General features: G+C 71.0%; 17 protein-coding genes. 11 read left to right on the plus strand and 6 right to left on the minus strand.

All coding sequences use genetic code 11. The features are described from left to right. The first annotated feature begins 38 nt into the window (after positions 1 to 38). Positions 39 to 689: a hypothetical protein gene (locus AB0389_RS16730; protein WP_366396129.1), complete on the plus strand. Its 651-nt coding sequence runs from the start codon at positions 39 to 41 to the stop codon at positions 687 to 689. A gap of 30 nt (positions 690 to 719) precedes the next feature. Here AB0389_RS16730 and AB0389_RS16735 read toward each other — a convergent pair whose 3' ends face one another. Continuing rightward, on the minus strand, positions 720 to 1,229 hold the full coding sequence (locus AB0389_RS16735) for a DinB family protein (RefSeq protein WP_366396130.1): 510 nt from the start codon (positions 1,227 to 1,229) through the stop codon (positions 720 to 722). A 167-nt stretch (positions 1,230 to 1,396) separates the two neighbouring features. Between AB0389_RS16735 and AB0389_RS16740 the strand changes: the two genes are divergently transcribed. Both AB0389_RS16740 and AB0389_RS16745 read left to right on the plus strand, forming a co-directional pair. After that, positions 1,397 to 2,038 carry a hypothetical protein gene (locus tag AB0389_RS16740; protein ID WP_366396131.1) on the plus strand — a complete coding sequence of 214 codons (642 nt, stop codon included), beginning with the start codon at positions 1,397 to 1,399 and terminating at the stop codon, positions 2,036 to 2,038. A 70-nt stretch (positions 2,039 to 2,108) separates the two neighbouring features. Then, a complete protein-coding gene (locus AB0389_RS16745; protein ID WP_366396132.1) occupies positions 2,109 to 2,486 on the plus strand; it encodes a hypothetical protein in 378 nt (125 codons plus the stop codon). Positions 2,487 to 2,512: 26 nt separating this feature from the next. On the opposite strand, the gene AB0389_RS16750 is transcribed toward AB0389_RS16745, so the two are convergent. After that, positions 2,513 to 3,838: a class I SAM-dependent methyltransferase gene (locus tag AB0389_RS16750; RefSeq protein WP_366396214.1), complete on the minus strand. Its 1,326-nt coding sequence runs from the start codon at positions 3,836 to 3,838 to the stop codon at positions 2,513 to 2,515. A gap of 109 nt (positions 3,839 to 3,947) precedes the next feature. Here AB0389_RS16750 and AB0389_RS16755 point away from each other — a divergent pair, with 109 nt between their 5' ends. From AB0389_RS16755 to groL, 3 genes are all read left to right on the plus strand, one after another. Then, a complete protein-coding gene (locus AB0389_RS16755; RefSeq protein ID WP_366396133.1) occupies positions 3,948 to 4,955 on the plus strand; it encodes a polysaccharide deacetylase family protein in 1,008 nt (335 codons plus the stop codon). Positions 4,956 to 5,263: 308 nt separating this feature from the next. After that, a complete protein-coding gene (groES, locus tag AB0389_RS16760; RefSeq protein ID WP_023539274.1) occupies positions 5,264 to 5,572 on the plus strand; it encodes a co-chaperone GroES in 309 nt (102 codons plus the stop codon). Between the two features lie 98 nt (positions 5,573 to 5,670). Further along, complete coding sequence (gene groL, locus AB0389_RS16765; RefSeq protein ID WP_366396134.1) at positions 5,671 to 7,296, plus strand: chaperonin GroEL; 1,626 nt, start codon at positions 5,671 to 5,673, stop codon at positions 7,294 to 7,296. A gap of 71 nt (positions 7,297 to 7,367) precedes the next feature. On the opposite strand, the gene AB0389_RS16770 is transcribed toward groL, so the two are convergent. The 3 genes from AB0389_RS16770 to AB0389_RS16780 form a co-directional block, all read right to left on the minus strand. Further along, positions 7,368 to 8,141, minus strand: a complete 774-nt coding sequence (locus tag AB0389_RS16770; RefSeq protein ID WP_366396135.1) for an SDR family oxidoreductase — start codon at positions 8,139 to 8,141, stop codon at positions 7,368 to 7,370. Between the two features lie 75 nt (positions 8,142 to 8,216). Continuing rightward, positions 8,217 to 8,897: an MOSC domain-containing protein gene (locus AB0389_RS16775; protein WP_366396136.1), complete on the minus strand. Its 681-nt coding sequence runs from the start codon at positions 8,895 to 8,897 to the stop codon at positions 8,217 to 8,219. A gap of 60 nt (positions 8,898 to 8,957) precedes the next feature. Next, the gene (locus AB0389_RS16780; protein ID WP_366396137.1) at positions 8,958 to 9,293 is read right to left on the minus strand and encodes a WhiB family transcriptional regulator; all 336 of its coding nucleotides are present in this window, start codon (positions 9,291 to 9,293) and stop codon (positions 8,958 to 8,960) included. A 403-nt stretch (positions 9,294 to 9,696) separates the two neighbouring features. On the opposite strand from AB0389_RS16780, the gene AB0389_RS16785 reads away from it, so the two are divergent. From AB0389_RS16785 to AB0389_RS16800, 4 genes are all read left to right on the plus strand, one after another. Continuing rightward, the gene (locus AB0389_RS16785; RefSeq protein ID WP_003948568.1) at positions 9,697 to 10,308 is read left to right on the plus strand and encodes a response regulator transcription factor; all 612 of its coding nucleotides are present in this window, start codon (positions 9,697 to 9,699) and stop codon (positions 10,306 to 10,308) included. A gap of 256 nt (positions 10,309 to 10,564) precedes the next feature. After that, positions 10,565 to 11,140, plus strand: a complete 576-nt coding sequence (locus AB0389_RS16790) for a sigma-70 family RNA polymerase sigma factor (RefSeq protein WP_366396138.1) — start codon at positions 10,565 to 10,567, stop codon at positions 11,138 to 11,140. 118 nt (positions 11,141 to 11,258) lie between these two features. After that, positions 11,259 to 12,761, plus strand: a complete 1,503-nt coding sequence (gene guaB, locus AB0389_RS16795; RefSeq protein ID WP_366396139.1) for an IMP dehydrogenase — start codon at positions 11,259 to 11,261, stop codon at positions 12,759 to 12,761. A gap of 120 nt (positions 12,762 to 12,881) precedes the next feature. After that, a complete protein-coding gene (locus AB0389_RS16800; protein WP_114661101.1) occupies positions 12,882 to 14,006 on the plus strand; it encodes a GuaB3 family IMP dehydrogenase-related protein in 1,125 nt (374 codons plus the stop codon). Positions 14,007 to 14,078: 72 nt separating this feature from the next. Here the strand turns inward: AB0389_RS16800 and AB0389_RS16805 are convergent, their stop codons facing one another. Further along, positions 14,079 to 15,341 carry a nucleotide sugar dehydrogenase gene (locus tag AB0389_RS16805; RefSeq protein WP_366396140.1) on the minus strand — a complete coding sequence of 421 codons (1,263 nt, stop codon included), beginning with the start codon at positions 15,339 to 15,341 and terminating at the stop codon, positions 14,079 to 14,081. 292 nt (positions 15,342 to 15,633) lie between these two features. Here AB0389_RS16805 and AB0389_RS16810 point away from each other — a divergent pair, with 292 nt between their 5' ends. Then, a complete protein-coding gene (locus AB0389_RS16810) occupies positions 15,634 to 17,340 on the plus strand; it encodes a glycerol-3-phosphate dehydrogenase/oxidase (RefSeq protein ID WP_366396141.1) in 1,707 nt (568 codons plus the stop codon). The last annotated feature ends 159 nt before the right edge of the window (positions 17,341 to 17,499 follow it).

A 17,499-nucleotide genomic window follows, 5' to 3' on the forward strand; every position in this document is an offset into this window, starting at 1 on the left:
CGTACGGCCGTTGCTGACGGGGCGATAGCCTCGGGCGCATGTCCCGCCGACCGCCCCTGCCGCCGCCTCCGCCGCCCGTACAACTGCGTGCCTGGCCCAGCCACGAGGCGATGCTCGCGGACCGGGCGGCGGTCCTGTCGGATCTGGGCGGACGGAGCCTGGGGGCAGCCGCGCTGGTGGTGTTCTGGCTGCTCGTCGCGGGCGTGCAACTCGGCTGGGGCGTGGTCGGTGTGGCGCTGACCGTGAGCGCCGACGGGCTTGCGCCGTTCGGCGTGCTGATCAGGGCGGCCCTCGGAGCCGTCGGCCTCGGCGCGATGGTGGCGCCCGTGATCTTCCTCGGGCTCTCGGTCCAACGGCACCGTACGACGCGGTCGCTGATGGAGCAGTGGGCGGCGCTGGCGAGCCACCGGGCCGGTGACGCGCGGTTCCGGATGGCGGGCGCGAGCCTGGCGTGGCTGCTGACGTCGTTCGCGGCGGGCGCGGCCGGGCTCTGGCTCGCGCTCGTCGTACCGGCCGCGGCCAGGGCGGGCGAGGACACGTACGGAGGGGTCACCTACGCGATGGGGGCCGGAACCCTGCTCTGGATCGCCGGCCTGATCGGCGCGGCGCGCGCGGTGGGGCACTACCGCTGGGCGATCCGGCTGGTCGCGCCGACGCGACGGGACGGCGCGGGCGCGGGCGCGCGCTGAGCGACCTGAGCCCCGTTCGGCTTCCGAAGCTCAGACGCCCACGCTCCCGTCGATGGCCTCGCGGAGAAGGTCGGCGTGGCCGTTGTGGCGGGCGTACTCGTGGATGAGATGCAGCATCACCATGCGCAGGGACACGTCCTCGCCCCAGCGCGGCGCGTGGACGGTCACGTCCAGGGACTCCGCCGCCGCCTCGATCCGGCGGGCGTGCCCGATCTCCGTACGCCAGGCGCCGAACGCCTCCGCGCGGGTGGCCGCGTCGCCGTCGTACGCCGCCTGGAAGTCGCCCTCGGGGGACCAGAGGAGCGGGATGTCCTCGCCGTTGACCGTCCGGCGGAACCAGGCACGCTCGACTTCGGCCATGTGCCGGACGAGGCCCATCAGGGAGAGCGCGGACGGCGGCGACGCACGGCGGCGGAGGTCCTCGTCGGAGAGGCCGTCGGTCTTCAGGGCGAGGGTCGCGCGGTGGAAGTCGAGGTGGGCGCGGAGCATCTCGCGCTCGCCGGCGGTCGCGGAGGGGCCGATGCGTTCGGTGGCGGTCATTGTTGGTTTGTCCCCGTTGTCGGCGAGAGGGTGATGAGCAGCACGAGGCTAACGGCGGCCCGTGCTCGGACCCCATCGAGTTTTCGCCTGTACGCACCGCTAATCTCTGCCGAATGATCAGCCGCGTTCGAGTTCCCCTGCCTCCGCCACCGCCGTCGGATCCGGACGTGGATCCGGACGTGGATCCGGACGTGGACCCGGAGCAGGATCGCGAGGCGCTGCTCGCCGACCGGGACCGGGTCATGGCCGAGCTGGCGCGGCGTGGGCTCTCCGTCGGCCGGCTGGCGGTGCTCTGGCTGCTCGGGGCGGTCGCCGTGGGCGGCTGGGCGGCGGTGGGGCTGGCCGTACGGAGCCTGGAGGACGGGGGGCTCGGGCTCGGGACCGGGGTCGTGTCGCTGGCGCTCGCGCTGGTGCTGCTGGTGCCGGCCGCGATCGGCGCCGGGCGGTGGCTGAGCGTGGGCCGGGACGTCCGGCAGCGGCTGGACGAGTGGGCGGCGCTGGACCGCGTCACCGATCCGGGGCTGCGCGTCCACGAGCGGTGCGTGGGGTGGCTGTTGCCGTCGGTGGCGCTGTCTCTGCTGGGGCTGGCGACCATACTGCCCGCCTGCGTCGCGATCACCGAGGCGACCGCCGCCTCCACCGCCCCGGAGTCGTTCACGCTGGGCGGTGTGGCGTACTCGCTGGGGCTGGGTGTCACCGTCCTGCTGACCGGGCTGCTGGGGCTGTTCCAGGCCGTCGACCACCAGCTCTGGGCCGGTCGGCTGCTGCACCCGGTGCCGGTCCGCCGGGGCGGTGGAGCGCACCGCTGAGCCCGTTCCTACCGGGTCCGTCCTATCCTGAGGGGGAACGCATGCGCCATTCAGGGGTAAGGGGCGGCGGATGGACTGGCTTTGGTGGGTTTTTGTCTTCTTCATCGTCGGGGGCTTCGGCTGGATAGCCGACACGGGCCGGACCGCGCTCCGGACCCGGCACGAGCGGAGAATCGAACGCTTTGAGCTGGCGGAGCGGGAGCGCGAGCGAGAACGGCTCGCGCTCGAAGAGGCCCACAAGCAGCCGGAACCGGTCTGCGGCTGCTCGCACCACCTCGCCAAGCACGACCGCAAGGGCAAGTGCCACGAGGACATGGAGACCGCGGTGGAGTGGGACGAGGAGAAGAAGCCGCTGCGGTACGAGCGCCGGCAGTGCAACTGCCAGCAGTACGTGGGCCCGCAGCCGCTCTCCACGGTCTACGCCGACGAACTGACCGACCTCGCCTGAGCCGCGCGGTCGGGCAGCCGTGCCGGTCAGGGCCGGTCGGGACGTTCCACGGGGTGGCCGATCAGCATCGTCGGCGCGCCCGCGACCCGGGTGAGGAAGACCGTCGCCGCGTGCGGGCCCTTGAGCTTCATCCGGCGGCGCAGCTCCTCAGGCTCCACGGCGGAGCCGCGCTTCTTCACCGTCAGGACGCCGACCTCGCGCTCCCGCAGCAGCGCCTTCAGCCGCTTGAGGCTGAACGGCAGTTCGTCGGTGATCTCGTAGCCGGTCGCGTACGGGGTGGGGCGGGCCGCGTCGGCCGTGATGTACGCGATCGTCGCGTCGACCAGCCCGCCGGCCAGTTCCTCGGCCACCTCGGCGACCAGATGGGCGCGGATGACGGCGCCGTCGGGCTCGTACAGGAAACGGCCGACCGGCCGGACGGGCGGGTCGGGCAGGCCGCGGCCGGTGAGGGTGAGGGGCGCGGCGGCCGGGGTGCCTGGCGTGAGCAGGGTGGCGCGGCGGGTGCCGGGGACGACGGCGCGATGGTGCCAGAGCACGGCTTCCTTGACGTCACCGCCGTCCGAGATCCACTCGGCCTCGAAGTCGTCGGGGACCAGCTCGTGCGGGATTCCCGGCGCGATCTTGACGGCTCCCGTACCGACGCGCCGTACCGCCTCGATCGCCCAGGACAGCGGCGGTGAGTACGCCTCCGGGTTGAAGATCCTGCCCCGGCCGCCGCGCCGCGCGGGGTCGATGAAGAGAACCTCCGCGCCGGACAGGTCGTGCTCCCGCACATCGGCGCGCGTCACGGTCGCGGGCGGGCCGCCGGGGACCAGGGTGCGCAGATTGGTGCGGGCGATCTCGCAGGTCAGCGGGTCGATGTCGACGGCGGAGACGGCGAATCCCGCCCGGGCCAGCTCGATGGCGTCGCCGCCGATCCCGCAGCACAGATCGGTGACGCGGACGGCCGGGTCGAGCGCGGGCGAGGGCGCGGGCGGGGGCGGTGCGACGAGCGTACGGAGGCGGGCGGCCCGGTAGGCGGCGACGCTGCCGCGGGTGGCCTGCTCGACGCCGTTGGGCGTGAAGTACATGCGGTACGCGTCGTCCGCGCCGAACTTCGCCACTGCCCGCTGCCGCAGCCGGGCCTGGGCCAGCGCGGCCGAGACGAGCTCGGCCGGGTGGTCGCGGCGCAGCCGGGTCGCCACGGCGAGCTCCCCGGCCGGGTCGTGGTCCCGCAGCTCGGCGAGGAGGGCCTGGCCCTCGGCGGAGAGCAGCGGCGCGAGCAGCGGGCGCGCGTCACCGTCGGCGGCTTCGACGGGCGTTTCGGCGGGCGAGGGGGAGGGTGCGGGGGCGCGGTCGGTCACCCGGTCCATTGTGGGCCAGCCGGGGGACGGTGCGCGCCCGGCCGCGGTGTCGGCCGTGCGCGGGCGCCGCGCGCTGACAGGATGCGGCGCCATGCAACTAGTACGACAAAACGAAGAAATGACCGCAAAGGGTACGGGTGAGGCCAAGGCTCGAACCCGTGGCACGGCGCCCCGCCGCCGCGCCGGGAACCACGTGCGCGTGGCGCTGGCGGTGCTCGTGGCCGCCGCCATCGGATCCGGCTGCGCCGCCGGCTCCGGCGAATCCGCCGGGCCGCCCGCCCAACCGCCCGCCAGGCCCGTACCGGGAGTGCTGCACGGCGGGCCGCCGGCCGAGGGTGCCGGCGGTCCCGCGAACGCGCCCGGAAACGCGCCCGCGAACGCCGAGGCGGTACGGAAGGCGCAGGCCGCGCGGGCCGTCGCGGCGAAGAAGTGGGGGCTGGACAAGACGCCCCTGGCCGCGCCCGCGCCCCCCGCGGTCAAGCCGGTGATCACCAACCGCAAGGGCTTCGAGATCGCGAACGAGGAGGAGGGCGAGAACCTCCCGCCGGTCTTCACCACCGTCCCGGTCAAGGACCGCGTCGTCTTCCTGACGATCGACGACGGCATCGACAAGGACCCCGAGCTGCTGCGGATGATGACCGAGCTGAAGATCCCGTACACGGCCTTCCTCAGCGACTACGTCATCAACGACAACTACGGCTACTTCAAGCAGATGCAGGACCGGGGCGTCACCCTCCAGAACCACACGCTCAACCACCCGTATCTGCCCGGCCTGTCGTACGAGGAGCAGCGGCGCGAGATCTGCGACCAGCAGGACAAGATCGAGCAGCGGTACGGGAAGCGCCCCACGCTCTTCCGGCCGCCGTTCGGCAACTACAACGGCGACACGGTGCGCGCCGCCAAGACCTGCGGCGTGAAGGCGCTGCCGCTCTGGACGGCCGAGGCGTACCCCGACCGGATGGAGTGGCGCGAGTGGGACGAGGACCTGCACCCCGGTGACATCATCCTCACCCACTTCCGTGGGCCCGCGGACTGGAAGGCGACCATGCCCGACCTGGTCAGGGCCGCGATGAAGCGCATCACGGACAAGGGATACGCGGTGGCCCGGCTGGAGGACTACGTCTGATCCGCTGATCTGCCCGGCACCCCGTGCCCCGCACTTCCCCGCACCGCTTCGCGCACCCGGAACCTCTGGATCCGGGTGCGCGTTTCCGTTACGGCGCGCACGCGCCGGAGACGCGCGCCGGAGACGCGCCACGCTGTCTCGATTGGCACTCCGCTTGACCGAGTGCTAATCGCGGTCATAGTCTCTGTTCTGGCACTCCCCACTGGAGAGTGCCAAGCGCGATCGACAGATCCGGCACCCGCGACGACGGGTCTATCCGGTCGCCACCCAGACATAGCACCGAGATCTCCGAAGGGGGAGGTCGGATCGTGACGACCGCCAGCACCAAGGTTGCCATCAAGCCGCTCGAGGACCGCATTGTGGTCCAGCCGCTCGACGCCGAGCAGACCACGGCCTCTGGCCTGGTCATCCCGGACACCGCCAAGGAGAAGCCCCAGGAGGGCGTCGTCCTGGCCGTGGGCCCGGGCCGTTTCGAGAACGGCGAGCGTCTTCCGCTCGACGTTTCCGTCGGCGATGTCGTTCTGTACAGCAAGTACGGCGGCACCGAAGTGAAGTACAGCGGCGAGGAGTACCTCGTCCTCTCGGCTCGCGACGTACTCGCGATCATCGAGAAGTAATTCACCGAAAGTTTTGCTTTTGAGCTGCGCCCTCGGCCACCCAGCGATCGCCGGGCGGACGGGGGCGCAGTTCATGCGAGAGGACGAGAGAAGCAGCCATGGCGAAGATCCTGAAGTTCGACGAGGACGCCCGTCGCGCCCTTGAGCGCGGCGTCAACAAGCTTGCCGACACGGTGAAGGTGACGATCGGCCCCAAGGGCCGCAACGTCGTCATCGACAAGAAGTTCGGCGCCCCCACCATCACCAACGACGGTGTCACCATCGCCCGCGAGGTCGAGCTGGACGACCCGTACGAGAACCTGGGCGCCCAGCTCGTGAAGGAGGTGGCGACCAAGACCAACGACATCGCGGGTGACGGCACCACCACCGCCACCGTGCTGGCCCAGGCGCTGGTCCGCGAGGGTCTGCGCAACGTCGCCGCGGGCGCTTCCCCGGCCTCTCTGAAGAAGGGCATCGACGCCGCGGTCAAGGCCGTGTCGGACGAGCTCCTCGCCACCGCCCGCCCGATCGACGACAAGTCCGACATCGCCGCCGTCGCCGCGCTCTCCGCGCAGGACGACCAGGTCGGCGAGCTGATCGCCGAGGCGATGGACAAGGTCGGCAAGGACGGTGTCATCACCGTCGAGGAGTCCAACACCTTCGGTCTGGAGCTGGACTTCACCGAGGGCATGGCCTTCGACAAGGGCTACCTGTCCCCCTACATGGTGACCGACCAGGAGCGTATGGAGGCCGTCCTCGACGACCCGTACATCCTGATCCACCAGGGCAAGATCGGCAGCATCCAGGACCTGCTGCCGCTGCTGGAGAAGGTCATCCAGGGCGGTGGCTCCAAGCCGCTGCTGATCATCGCCGAGGATGTCGAGGGCGAGGCGCTCTCCACTCTCGTCGTCAACAAGATCCGCGGCACCTTCAACGCGGTAGCGGTCAAGGCCCCCGGCTTCGGTGACCGCCGCAAGGCCATGCTCGGCGACATCGCCACCCTCACGGGCGCGACCGTCATCGCCGAGGAGGTCGGCCTCAAGCTCGACCAGGCCGGTCTGGACGTCCTGGGCTCCGCCCGCCGCGTCACCGTCACCAAGGACGACACGACCATCGTCGACGGCTCCGGTGCCTCCGACGAGATCGCCGGCCGCGTCAACCAGATCAAGGCCGAGATCGAGTCCACGGACTCCGACTGGGACCGCGAGAAGCTCCAGGAGCGCCTCGCGAAGCTGGCCGGCGGCGTGTGCGTGATCAAGGTCGGCGCCGCCACCGAGGTGGAGCTGAAGGAGAAGAAGCACCGTCTGGAGGACGCCATCTCCGCGACCCGCGCCGCGGTCGAGGAGGGCATCGTCTCCGGTGGTGGCTCCGCTCTGGTGCACGCCGCCAAGGTGCTCGAGGGCAACCTCGGCAAGGAGGGCGACGAGGCCACCGGTGTCGCGGTCGTCCGCCGCGCCGTCGTCGAGCCGCTGCGCTGGATCGCCGAGAACGCCGGTCTCGAGGGCTACGTCATCACCTCCAAGGTGGCGGAGCTGGAGAAGGGCCACGGCTTCAACGCGGCCACCGGCGAGTACGTCGACCTGGTGAAGGCCGGCGTCATCGACCCGGTCAAGGTCACGCGCTCCGCCCTGGAGAACGCCGCCTCCATCGCCTCCCTGCTGCTCACGACCGAGACCCTGGTCGTCGAGAAGCCGGCCGAGGACGAGGGCGACGCGGGCCACGGCGGCCACGGCCACAGCCACTGAGTTGCTTCACGCGGCCGATCAGCCGCCGCGGATGGCCCGGTACCCCTTCGGGGGGTGCCGGGCCGTTCGCGTCACTGGGGGCCGTACTTGCGGCCGGTCTTCGACGTGATCCCGCCCAGCAGCCCGCGCGGCGCCAGCTTCACCGCTCCCATCAGCGCCTTGTACCGGGGATCCGGCACCGACACGACCTTGCCGCGCGCCAGGTCGGCGAGCGCCGCCGTCACCAGCTTGTCGGCGTCCAGCCACATCCAGTCCGGGATCCTGTCCGTCCCCATCCCGGCCCGCTCATGGAACTCGGTGCGTACGAAACCCGGGCAGAGCGCCATCAGCCGTACCCCCGTACCGGCCAGATCCCGCGCCACCCCCTGGGTGAACTGGACGACCCACGCCTTCGACGCGCCGTACGTACCGCGCGGCACGAACGCCGCCACCGACGCGACGTTGACGACCCCGCCCCGGCCGCGCGCCTTCATCCCCGTGACCGCCGCCGAGGTCAGCCGCAGCACCGCCTCGCAGTGCACCTTCAGCATCGTCAGCTCGTCGGTCATCGGGACTTCGAGGAAGCGCCCCTTGTTGCCGAACCCCGCGTTGTTGACCAGCAGGTCGACCTGGTGTCTGCGGTCCGCGAGCCGTTTCTCCACCGACTCGATACCGCCGTCGGTGGCGAGATCGGCGGTCAGCACCTCGGCCTCGATGCCGTGCCGGTCGTGCAGTTCGGTGGCCTGCTCGCGCAGACGCTCGGTGTCGCGGGCCACCAGCACGAGGTTGTGCCCGTCGGCCGCCAGCCGTCGCGCGAAGGCGGCACCGATGCCCGCCGTCGAGCCCGTAATCAGAGCAGTCGTCATACGCGGCACGTTAGTGCCTACCTCGGTGCACTTGATGTGAATGTTCCGTAGGCGGACGGAAGATCCAACCGCGCCTCACGCCCCGTCGGCCCTCCCCAGCCCGGCCACGTACTCCCGCGCGATCCTGAGCTCCTCGGCGTGCAGCGCGTCCCCGGCGGCCAGCACCCGGGGCAGCAGTTCCCGCTCGGTCGTCACCGCGCGGAACGCCATCCCCACCGTCACCTCGTGTCCGGGCCGGTGGACGATCTCGATCGGATCGCCCGCGCGGATCTCGCCGGGGGTGATGACCCGCAGATACACCCCGGTCACCGCCTCCCGGGTGAAGCGTTTGACCCACCCCTTCTCGCCCAGCCAGGTCTGGAACGTACGGCACGGGATCCGTCCGCTCGTCGTCTCCAGCACCACCTCGGAGCCGATCCGCCAGCGCTCCCCGATCTTCGCGCCGGTGATGTCCAGACCGGACGTGGTGAGGTTCTCGCCGAAGACGCCGTTGGCCAGCGGCCGGCCCAGCTCCCGCTCCCAGAAGTCCAGATCCTCCCGGGCGAACGCGTAGACCGCCTGGTCGGTGCCGCCGTGATGGCGCAGGTCGCAGACGGCGTCACCGTCGAGCCCGCTCGCACCCGTCCCCTTCGCCCCCGGGGCCGCCACCCGGACGGGGCCGTCCACCGGACGCTTGTCGATTCCCGTCGCGCCGCCCGGGGCGTCGCTGTACTCGACGGTCTTCGGCCGGCCCACATTCACGGTCAGAAGCTTCATACGGGCACGCTAGCCCGGACGCGCCGGGACGTCCGGACGCGCCGATGGAGGAACGTTTCTTCACTCTCCTGAACGCGCGCCCGGAGGGTCAGGTGTCGCCGACGCGGTGATCAGCCGGGTACGCGCCCGGCCCATCAGCTCCTCGCGTTCGTCCTCGGTCAGCCCGCCCCACACGCCGTACGGCTCCCGTACCGCCAGCGCGTGTGCCGCGCACTCCGCGCGGACCGGGCAGCGCATGCACACCTCTTTCGCCGAGTTCTCACGCGCGCTCCGCGCCGCGCCTCTTTCCCCCTCCGGGTGGAAGAAGAGCGAACTGTCCACACCACGACATGCCGCGAGGAGCTGCCAGTCCCACAGATCGGCGTTCGGTCCGGGAAGGCGGGAGAAATCTGCCATTGCTCATGTCCCCTTGAAACCGTGCTGAGGCGGATACGGCGGATACGACAGCGGAAACAGGCTCGCTCACGACCGTACATCTAATATGTAAGTAGATGTAAATATGACTGATGGCAAATCTAGCCACAGACACCAGTAAAAGTGAAGAAAAGCCTCTAAATGGGGCATGCCTCGGATGGGGGACGCGGCACGCGCGGCCACTCTGCTCCGTGTACGCCCCCTCACGGGGAGTGCGGAACTCGATCGTCCAACCCGTAACTCTTTCGAGTGACCATCGTTGAGTGTGCGAGGCGGTTGAGAGAATGAGCGATCGGGCACATGTCCGAGAGCGTCAATCGCACAGGTGACGATATGTACCAGCCTGGAGGCTCAAGGTGACGCGCATCAGCTGCGGAGGACGGTCATGACATCCGTCCTCGTCTGCGACGACTCCCCGCTTGCCCGAGAGGCGCTCCGCCGCGCGGTCGCGACCGTGCCCGGTGTCGAGCGCGTGACGACCGCGGCCAACGGCGAGGAAGTCCTCCGCCGCTGGGGCGCGGATCGGTCCGATCTGATTCTCATGGATGTCCGGATGCCGGGCCTCGGGGGAGTGGAGACGGTCCGCCGGCTGCTCTCCGCCGATCCCGGCGCCCGGATCATCATGCTCACGGTGGCGGAGGATCTGGACGGCGTGGCCCTCGCGGTCGCCGCCGGCGCCCGGGGCTATCTGCACAAGGACGCCTCCCGCGCCGAGCTGCGCGCGACCGTCACGCAGGCGCTCGCCGATCCGACCTGGCGCCTCGCGCCGCGCCGGCTCCGCTCCGCCGAGATGGGCGCCGCGCCCACGCTGACCGCGCGCGAGATCCAGGTGCTCGAAGGCATGAGCCACGGCCGCTCCAACGCGGAGATCGGCCGCGAGCTGTTCCTCTCGGAGGACACGGTCAAGACGCACGCCCGGCGCCTCTTCAAGAAGCTCGGCGCTTCGGACCGGGCCCACGCGGTGGCCCTCGGTTTCCGCTGGGGTCTGGTCCGCTGAGCTCGCGGTCCGTGCGCCCCCGCCCGTCGTGAGGCGGGCGGGGCCGACCGGGCCGGCGGGGGCGACGTACGCCCGTACACACTCGTTTCCCGCGCTATGCCGCATCCTTGGAGATGTGGAGTTCCTCGGGGACGAGTCGGACGAGCGCGAGGGGAGGGCGCCGGGAATGAGTTCTGCCGCACCCGCTCATAACGCTTCGGTGCACAACTACGGACGCGGCGCCGCCGATCAGCAGCCGCCAAGGCACCATGGACCGATGCGCGAAGACGAGCCCACGGTGATCGGTGCGCTCGTTCACCGTGCCGTCGGCGGCGACGAACGGGCGACGCACGACCTGCTGGCGCGTGTGCACCCGCTTGCGCTGCGCTACTGCCGTACGCGGCTGAGCCGGCTGCCGGGTGACGCTCGCCACTTTGTGGAGGACCTCGCGCAGGAAGTCTGCGTCGCCGTACTGATGGCGCTGCCGCGCTACCGCGACACCGGACGCCCCTTCGAGGCGTTCGTCTTCGCCATCGCCGGGCACAAGGTCGCCGACCTCCAGCGCGCCGCCATGCGGCACCCGGGATCGACGGCGGTGCCCTCCGACGAGATGCCCGAGCGGCCGGACGATTCGCTCGGCCCCGAGGAACGCGCCCTGCTCAGCAGTGACGCGGAATGGGCCAAGCAGCTGCTCGCCAACCTCCCCGACAACCAGCGCGAGCTGCTCGTCCTGCGGGTCGCGGTCGGGCTGACGGCCGAGGAGACCGGGCAGATGCTCGGGATGTCGCCGGGTGCGGTACGGGTCGCGCAGCACCGCGCGCTCAGCAGACTGCGGGCCCTGGCCGGGCAGTGATCGCCGGGCACGTATGAATATACGAAGCCGTTCGGTGATCTTGTTCGTGGAATGAGAGGCTCGCGGAGCCCGTTAGCATGGACATCCGCACCGATCAAGGTCATTTGGGGAAGGTGTCATGACTGCAAACGTCGACGGAGTGCCCGAGAAATTCGCGACGCTCGGGCTGACATACGACGACGTGCTGCTGCTGCCTGGCGCCTCGGAAGTCCTGCCCAACCAGGTGGACACCGCGTCGCTGGTCTCCCGCAACGTCCGGGTGAACATCCCGCTGCTCTCCGCCGCGATGGACAAGGTCACCGAGTCCCGCATGGCGATCGCCATGGCGCGGCAGGGCGGCGTCGGTGTGCTGCACCGCAATCTCTCCATCGCCGACCAGGCCAACCAGGTCGACCTCGTGAAGCGCTCCGAGTCCGGCATGGTCACCGACCCGATCACCGTCCACCCGGACGCGACGCTCGGCGAGGCCGACCAGCTCTGCGCCAAGTTCCGTATCAGCGGCGTCCCGGTCACCGACCGCGCGGGCAAGCTGCTCGGCATCGTCACCAACCGCGACATGGCCTTCGAGGTGGACCGGGCGCGCCAGGTGCGCGAGGTCATGACCCCGATGCCGCTCGTCACCGGCAAGGTCGGCATCTCCGGCGTGGACGCCATGGAGCTGCTGCGCCGCCACAAGATCGAGAAGCTGCCGCTGGTCGACGACGCGGGCATCCTCAAGGGCCTCATCACGGTCAAGGACTTCGTCAAGGCCGAGAAGTACCCGAACGCCGCCAAGGACGCCGAGGGCAGGCTGCTCGTCGGCGCCGCCGTGGGCGCCAGCCCCGAGGCGCTGGAGCGGTCCCAGGCGCTGGTCGCGGCCGGTGTCGACTTCCTCGTCGTGGACACCTCGCACGGCCACAACAGCAACGCGCTCAGCTGGATGTCCAAGATCAAGTCGAGCGTTCCCGTGGATGTCATCGGCGGCAACGTCGCCACCCGCGACGGCGCGCAGGCGCTGATCGACGCGGGCGTGGACGGCGTGAAGGTGGGCGTGGGCCCCGGCTCGATCTGCACCACCCGGGTGGTCGCCGGCATCGGCGTTCCCCAGGTCACGGCGATCTACGAGGCCGCGGCGGCCTGTATCGCGGCCGGTATCCCGGTCATCGGCGACGGTGGCCTCCAGTACTCGGGCGACATCGGTAAGGCGCTCGCCGCCGGTGCCAGCACGGTCATGCTCGGCAGCCTGCTCGCGGGCTGCGAGGAGTCGCCGGGCGAGCTCCAGTTCATCAACGGCAAGCAGTTCAAGTCCTACCGGGGCATGGGCTCGCTGGGCGCGATGCAGTCCCGCGGCCAGGGGCGCTCGTACTCGAAGGACCGTTACTTCCAGGGCGAGGTCTCCTCGGACGACAAGCTCGTCCCGGAGGGCATCGAGGGCCAGGTCCCCTACCGGGGCCCCCTCTCCGCTGTACTGCACCAGCTGGTCGGCGGGCTCCGCCAGACCATGGGGTACGTGGGCGCCGCCTCCATCGACGAGATGGAGCGCAAGGGCCGCTTCGTCCGGATCACCTCGGCGGGCCTCAAGGAGAGCCACCCGCACGACATCCAGATGACGGTCGAGGCGCCGAACTACACCCGGGGCTGAGAGCACCGGCGGGAGCCTGTACCGCTCCGCGCCCGCGGGTGACGAACCCCCGCGGGCGCCGAGCGGTGGCCGGGCGTCGGGGATACTGGGACGGCAGACGTAGAGGAAAGGCCACACATCGTGACTGAGATCGAGATCGGGCGCGGCAAGCGCGGCCGCAGGGCGTACGCGTTCGACGACATCGCCGTCGTCCCCAGCCGGCGCACCCGGGACCCGAAGGAGGTCTCGATCGCCTGGCAGATCGACGCCTACCGGTTCGAGCTGCCGTTCCTGGCCGCCCCGATGGACTCGGTGGTCTCCCCGCGGACCGCGATCCGCATCGGCGAGATGGGTGGTCTGGGCGTACTGAACCTGGAGGGCCTGTGGACCCGGTACGAGGACCCGCAGCCGCTGCTCGACGAGATCGCCGGTCTTGACGAGGAGACCGCCAACCGCAGGCTCCAGGAGATCTACGCCGAGCCCATCAAGGAAGAGCTGATCGGGCAGCGCATCAAGGAGGTGCGCGACTCGGGCGTGGTCACGGCCGCGGCCCTGTCGCCGCAGCGCACCGCGCAGTTCTCCAAGGCCGTGGTGGACGCCGGGGTCGACATCTTCGTCATCCGCGGTACGACGGTCTCCGCCGAGCATGTCTCCGGCGCCGCCGAGCCGCTGAACCTCAAGCAGTTCATCTACGAGCTGGACGTCCCGGTCATCGTCGGCGGCTGCGCCACGTACACCGCGGCCCTGCATCTGATGCGTACGGGCGCGGCGGGCGTGCTGGTCGGCTTCGGCGGCGGCGCGGCGCACACCACCCGTAACGTGCTGGGCATCCAGGTGCCGATGGCGACCGCCGTCGCGGATGTCGCGGCGGCCCGCCGCGACTACATGGACGAGTCCGGCGGCCGGTATGTGCATGTCATCGCGGACGGCGGTGTCGGCTGGTCCGGCGACCTGCCCAAGGCGATCGCGTGCGGCGCGGACTCCGTGATGATCGGCTCTCCGCTGGCGCGCGCCTCGGACGCGCCGGGCCAGGGCCGGCACTGGGGCATGGAGGCCGTCCACGAGGACGTGCCGCGCGGCAAGCTGGTGGACCTGGGCATCGCCGGGACGACGGAGGAGGTCCTCACGGGCCCCTCGCACAGCCCCGACGGGTCGATGAACTTCTTCGGCGCGCTGCGGCGGGCCATGGCGACGACCGGCTACAGCGAACTCAAGGAGTTCCAGCGGGTCGAGGTGACGGTGGCGGACTCGCAGCACCGCCGCTAGGGATTCCGCCAGGCATTTCTGGAAAATGGCCGCCTCTTGAAAGAGGCGGCCATTTTCCTTTTTCCGGTGCTGTCAGAGACGGTGGGCCGTGCCCGTCGGGCTCGCGCCTCGGGTGTCGAGGAGCAGCTGTGCCTTGACCGCCAGGCCCTGGAGGTCGTACGTACGGTGGTGCTGGAGCAGGACCGTCAGATCGGCGTGGGCGGCGGCCTCGTAGAGGGAGTCGGCGCGCGGAACGGGCAGCTCCCGTACGCGCCAGTGGGGGACGTACGGGTCGTGGTAGCTGACGGCGGCGCCCAGGTCCATCAGCCGGCGGGCGATCTCGGTCGCCGGTGAGCTCTCCCGGTCGGCCAGGTCGGGTTTGTAGGTGACGCCGAGGAGCAGGACCCTGGCACCGCGCGCGGACTTGCCGTGCTCGTTCAGCAGGGCGGCGCAGCGCTGGATGACGTACTGCGGCATCCGGGAGTTGATCTCCTGGGCGAGGCCGACCATACGCAGCGGGTGGCCGGGGGTGCGGCCCGCGTGCGGCAGGCGGCTGGGGTCCATCGGTACGCCGTGGCCGCCGACGCCGGGTCCCGGGCGGAACGCCTGGAAGCCGTACGGCTTGGTCTCGGCGCAGCGGATGACGTCCCAGAGGTCGACGCCGAGGTCGTGGCAGAGGACGGCCATCTCGTTGACGAGCGCGATGTTCACATGCCGGAAGTTGGTTTCGAGGAGCTTGACGGTCTCGGCCTCGCGGGGGCCGCGGGCCCGTACGACCTTGTCGGTGAGGCGCCCGTAGAAGGCGGCGGCGGCTTCCGTGCAGGCGGGTGTCAGGCCGCCGATCACCTTGGGGGTGTTGGCGAAGCCGTGGGTGCGGTTGCCTGGGTCGTGGCGGCCGGGGGAGTAGGCGAGGTGGAAGTCGCGGCCCGCGCGCAGTCCTGAGCCCTCTTCGAGGAGGGTGCGCAGGAACCCCTCCGTCGTGCCGGGCGCGGCGGGTGACTCCAGCAGCACGGTGGTGTGCGGGCGGAGCCGGGCGGCCAGCGCGCGGGCCGCGTCGCCGAGTGCGGTGAGGTCGGGGGTGCCGTCGGCGCCGAGGGGGGTGGGGGCGCAGATCACGGCGGTACGGACGCGGCCCAGTTCGGTCGTGTCGGTGGTGGGGCGGAAGCCTCCCGAGAGCATCCGGCGGACGTCGGAGGCGGTGAGCGGGCCGTCGACCGGGGTGTGGCCGGCGGCGAGTTCCGCGACGGGGCGTGGGTCGGTGTCGTATCCGATGGTGCGGACACCGGCGGCCACGGCGGCCTGGGCGAGGGGGAGGCCGAGATGGCCGAGTCCGATGACGGCGAGATCTGCGGGCATTTCGGTGGCCGCGTCCTTCCCTAGCCGGAGCTGATGGTGCGCGCAAGCCCGGTGGACAGAATGAGCGAGCGCAATGTCAGACTAGGCGTAAATATGACCGTTATGCGGCATCGCGTGGCCGGAGAAGTCCGCGGGTCGGGTGGGAGCCGGGCGCGGGACGGGGGTGGGTAGGGGGGTGGGAAGGGGCGAGCGGGGTCGGGCGGGAGTTATCCACAGCCGGTGGCTGAAGTCGGTGACTGCGGACAGAATCGATCTGTGAGCCCGACCACGCGGGGGACGACGGGAGGCAGCGGTGAGGACAGCGACACTGGGACCGGCGGAGCGCGCCCGCGCGCTGGCGGCGATGACCGAACGTGAACTCGATGTGCTGGTGGTGGGCGCGGGAGTGGTCGGGGCGGGCACCGCCCTCGACGCCGTCACCCGAGGGCTGGCGACCGGCCTTGTCGAGGCGCGCGACTGGGCGGCCGGCACCTCCAGCCGGTCGAGCAAGCTGATCCATGGCGGTCTGCGCTATCTGGAGATGCTCGACTTCACACTGGTCAGAGAGGCACTCAAGGAACGCGGGCTGCTGCTGGAGAAGCTGGCGCCCCATCTGGTGAAGCCCGTGCCGTTCCTCTACCCGCTCAAGCACAAGGGCTGGGAGCGGCTCTACGCCGGCTCGGGCGTCGCGCTGTACGACGCGATGTCCGTGTCGTCCGGGCACGGCCGGGGGCTGCCGGTCCACCGCCATCTCTCCCGGCGGCACGCGCTGAAGGTGGCGCCGTGCCTGAAGAAGGACGCCCTGGTCGGCGCGTTGCAGTACTACGACGCGCAGATGGACGACGCGCGCTATGTGGCCACCCTGGTCAGGACGGCCGCCACCTACGGCGCCCAGGTGGCCAACGGGGCCCGGGTCACCGGATTCCTGCGGGAGGGCGAGCGGGTCGTCGGCGCACGCGTCCGCGATGTGGAGGCCGGCGGGGAGTACGAGATCAGGGCCAGACAGGTCGTCAACGCCACCGGGGTGTGGACGGACGACACCCAGGGACTGATCGCCGAGCGCGGACAGTTCCATGTCCGGGCCTCCAAAGGCATCCATCTGGTCGTACCGAAGGACCGGATCCACTCCACGACCGGACTCATCCTGCGGACCGAGAAGTCGGTGCTGTTCGTCATCCCCTGGGGCCGCCACTGGATCGTGGGCACCACCGACACCGACTGGGACCTGGACAAGGCCCATCCCGCCGCCTCCAGCGCCGACATCGACTATCTGCTGGAGCATGTGAACGCGGTGCTGTCCGTGCCGCTCACCCGGGACGACGTACAGGGCGTGTACGCGGGGCTGCGCCCGCTGCTCGCCGGGGAGTCGGACGCGACCAGCAAGCTGTCGCGGGAGCACACGGTCGCGCATCCGGTGCCCGGCATGGTGGTCATCGCCGGCGGCAAGTACACGACCTACCGCGTGATGGCCAAGGACGCGGTGGACGAGGCGGTGCACGGCCTCGACCAGCGGGTCGCCGACTGCGTCACGGAGGACGTGCCGCTGCTCGGCGCCGAGGGGTACCACGCGCTGTGGAACGGGCGGGCGGGCATGGCGGCGCGGACCGGCATCCATGTGGCCCGCGTCGAGCATCTGCTGAACCGCTACGGCACCCTCGTGGAGGAGCTGCTGGAGCTGATCGCCGCGGATCCGGGGCTCGGCGAGCCGCTGGGCGGCGCGGACGACTATCTGCGCGCCGAGGTCGTCTACGCGGCGTCGCACGAGGGCGCCCGCCATCTGGAGGACGTCCTCACCCGGCGGACCCGGATCTCGATCGAGACCTTCGACCGGGGGACACGCAGCGCCCGCGAGTGCGCGGAGCTGATGGCGCCCGTCCTCGGCTGGGACAAGGACCAGATCGAACGTGAAGTGACGCACTACGAGAAGCGGGTGGAGGCGGAACGGGAGTCGCAGCGGCAGCCGGACGACCAGACGGCGGACGCGGCGCGGCTGGGAGCGCCGGACATCGTGCCCCTCTGACGCGCCGTCGGGCGGGTCCGGCCGCCGTCGGGCGGGTCCGGCGCGCTTGAACCGTGGGCCGGGGACGTACGTATAGAGGTCGGACAGGCGCGGGCCGGACAGACTTCGGGCGCCTCCCAGGGGTGGGAGGACGGCCGGGCAGGGGAGCCGGCCGGTTCG

Source organism: Streptomyces sp. NPDC093109 (assembly GCF_040701725.1).
In the GTDB taxonomy this organism is placed as follows: domain Bacteria; phylum Actinomycetota; class Actinomycetes; order Streptomycetales; family Streptomycetaceae; genus Streptomyces.

What these genes read in the sequence shown, in the direction of transcription:
- AB0389_RS16730 (WP_366396129.1), top strand. Translation starts at nt 39, where the DNA reads ATGTCCCGCCGACCGCCCCTGCCGCCGCCTCCGCCGCCCGTACAACTG.
- AB0389_RS16735 (WP_366396130.1), bottom strand. Translation starts at nt 1,229, where the DNA reads ATGACCGCCACCGAACGCATCGGCCCCTCCGCGACCGCCGGCGAGCGC.
- AB0389_RS16745 (WP_366396132.1), top strand. Translation starts at nt 2,109, where the DNA reads ATGGACTGGCTTTGGTGGGTTTTTGTCTTCTTCATCGTCGGGGGCTTC.
- AB0389_RS16750 (WP_366396214.1), bottom strand. Translation starts at nt 3,838, where the DNA reads ATGGACCGGGTGACCGACCGCGCCCCCGCACCCTCCCCCTCGCCCGCC.
- AB0389_RS16755 (WP_366396133.1), top strand. Translation starts at nt 3,948, where the DNA reads ATGACCGCAAAGGGTACGGGTGAGGCCAAGGCTCGAACCCGTGGCACG.
- groL (WP_366396134.1), top strand. Translation starts at nt 5,671, where the DNA reads ATGGCGAAGATCCTGAAGTTCGACGAGGACGCCCGTCGCGCCCTTGAG.
- AB0389_RS16770 (WP_366396135.1), bottom strand. Translation starts at nt 8,141, where the DNA reads ATGACGACTGCTCTGATTACGGGCTCGACGGCGGGCATCGGTGCCGCC.
- AB0389_RS16775 (WP_366396136.1), bottom strand. Translation starts at nt 8,897, where the DNA reads ATGAAGCTTCTGACCGTGAATGTGGGCCGGCCGAAGACCGTCGAGTAC.
- AB0389_RS16780 (WP_366396137.1), bottom strand. Translation starts at nt 9,293, where the DNA reads ATGGCAGATTTCTCCCGCCTTCCCGGACCGAACGCCGATCTGTGGGAC.
- AB0389_RS16785 (WP_003948568.1), top strand. Translation starts at nt 9,697, where the DNA reads ATGACATCCGTCCTCGTCTGCGACGACTCCCCGCTTGCCCGAGAGGCG.
- AB0389_RS16790 (WP_366396138.1), top strand. Translation starts at nt 10,565, where the DNA reads ATGCGCGAAGACGAGCCCACGGTGATCGGTGCGCTCGTTCACCGTGCC.
- guaB (WP_366396139.1), top strand. Translation starts at nt 11,259, where the DNA reads ATGACTGCAAACGTCGACGGAGTGCCCGAGAAATTCGCGACGCTCGGG.
- AB0389_RS16805 (WP_366396140.1), bottom strand. Translation starts at nt 15,341, where the DNA reads ATGCCCGCAGATCTCGCCGTCATCGGACTCGGCCATCTCGGCCTCCCC.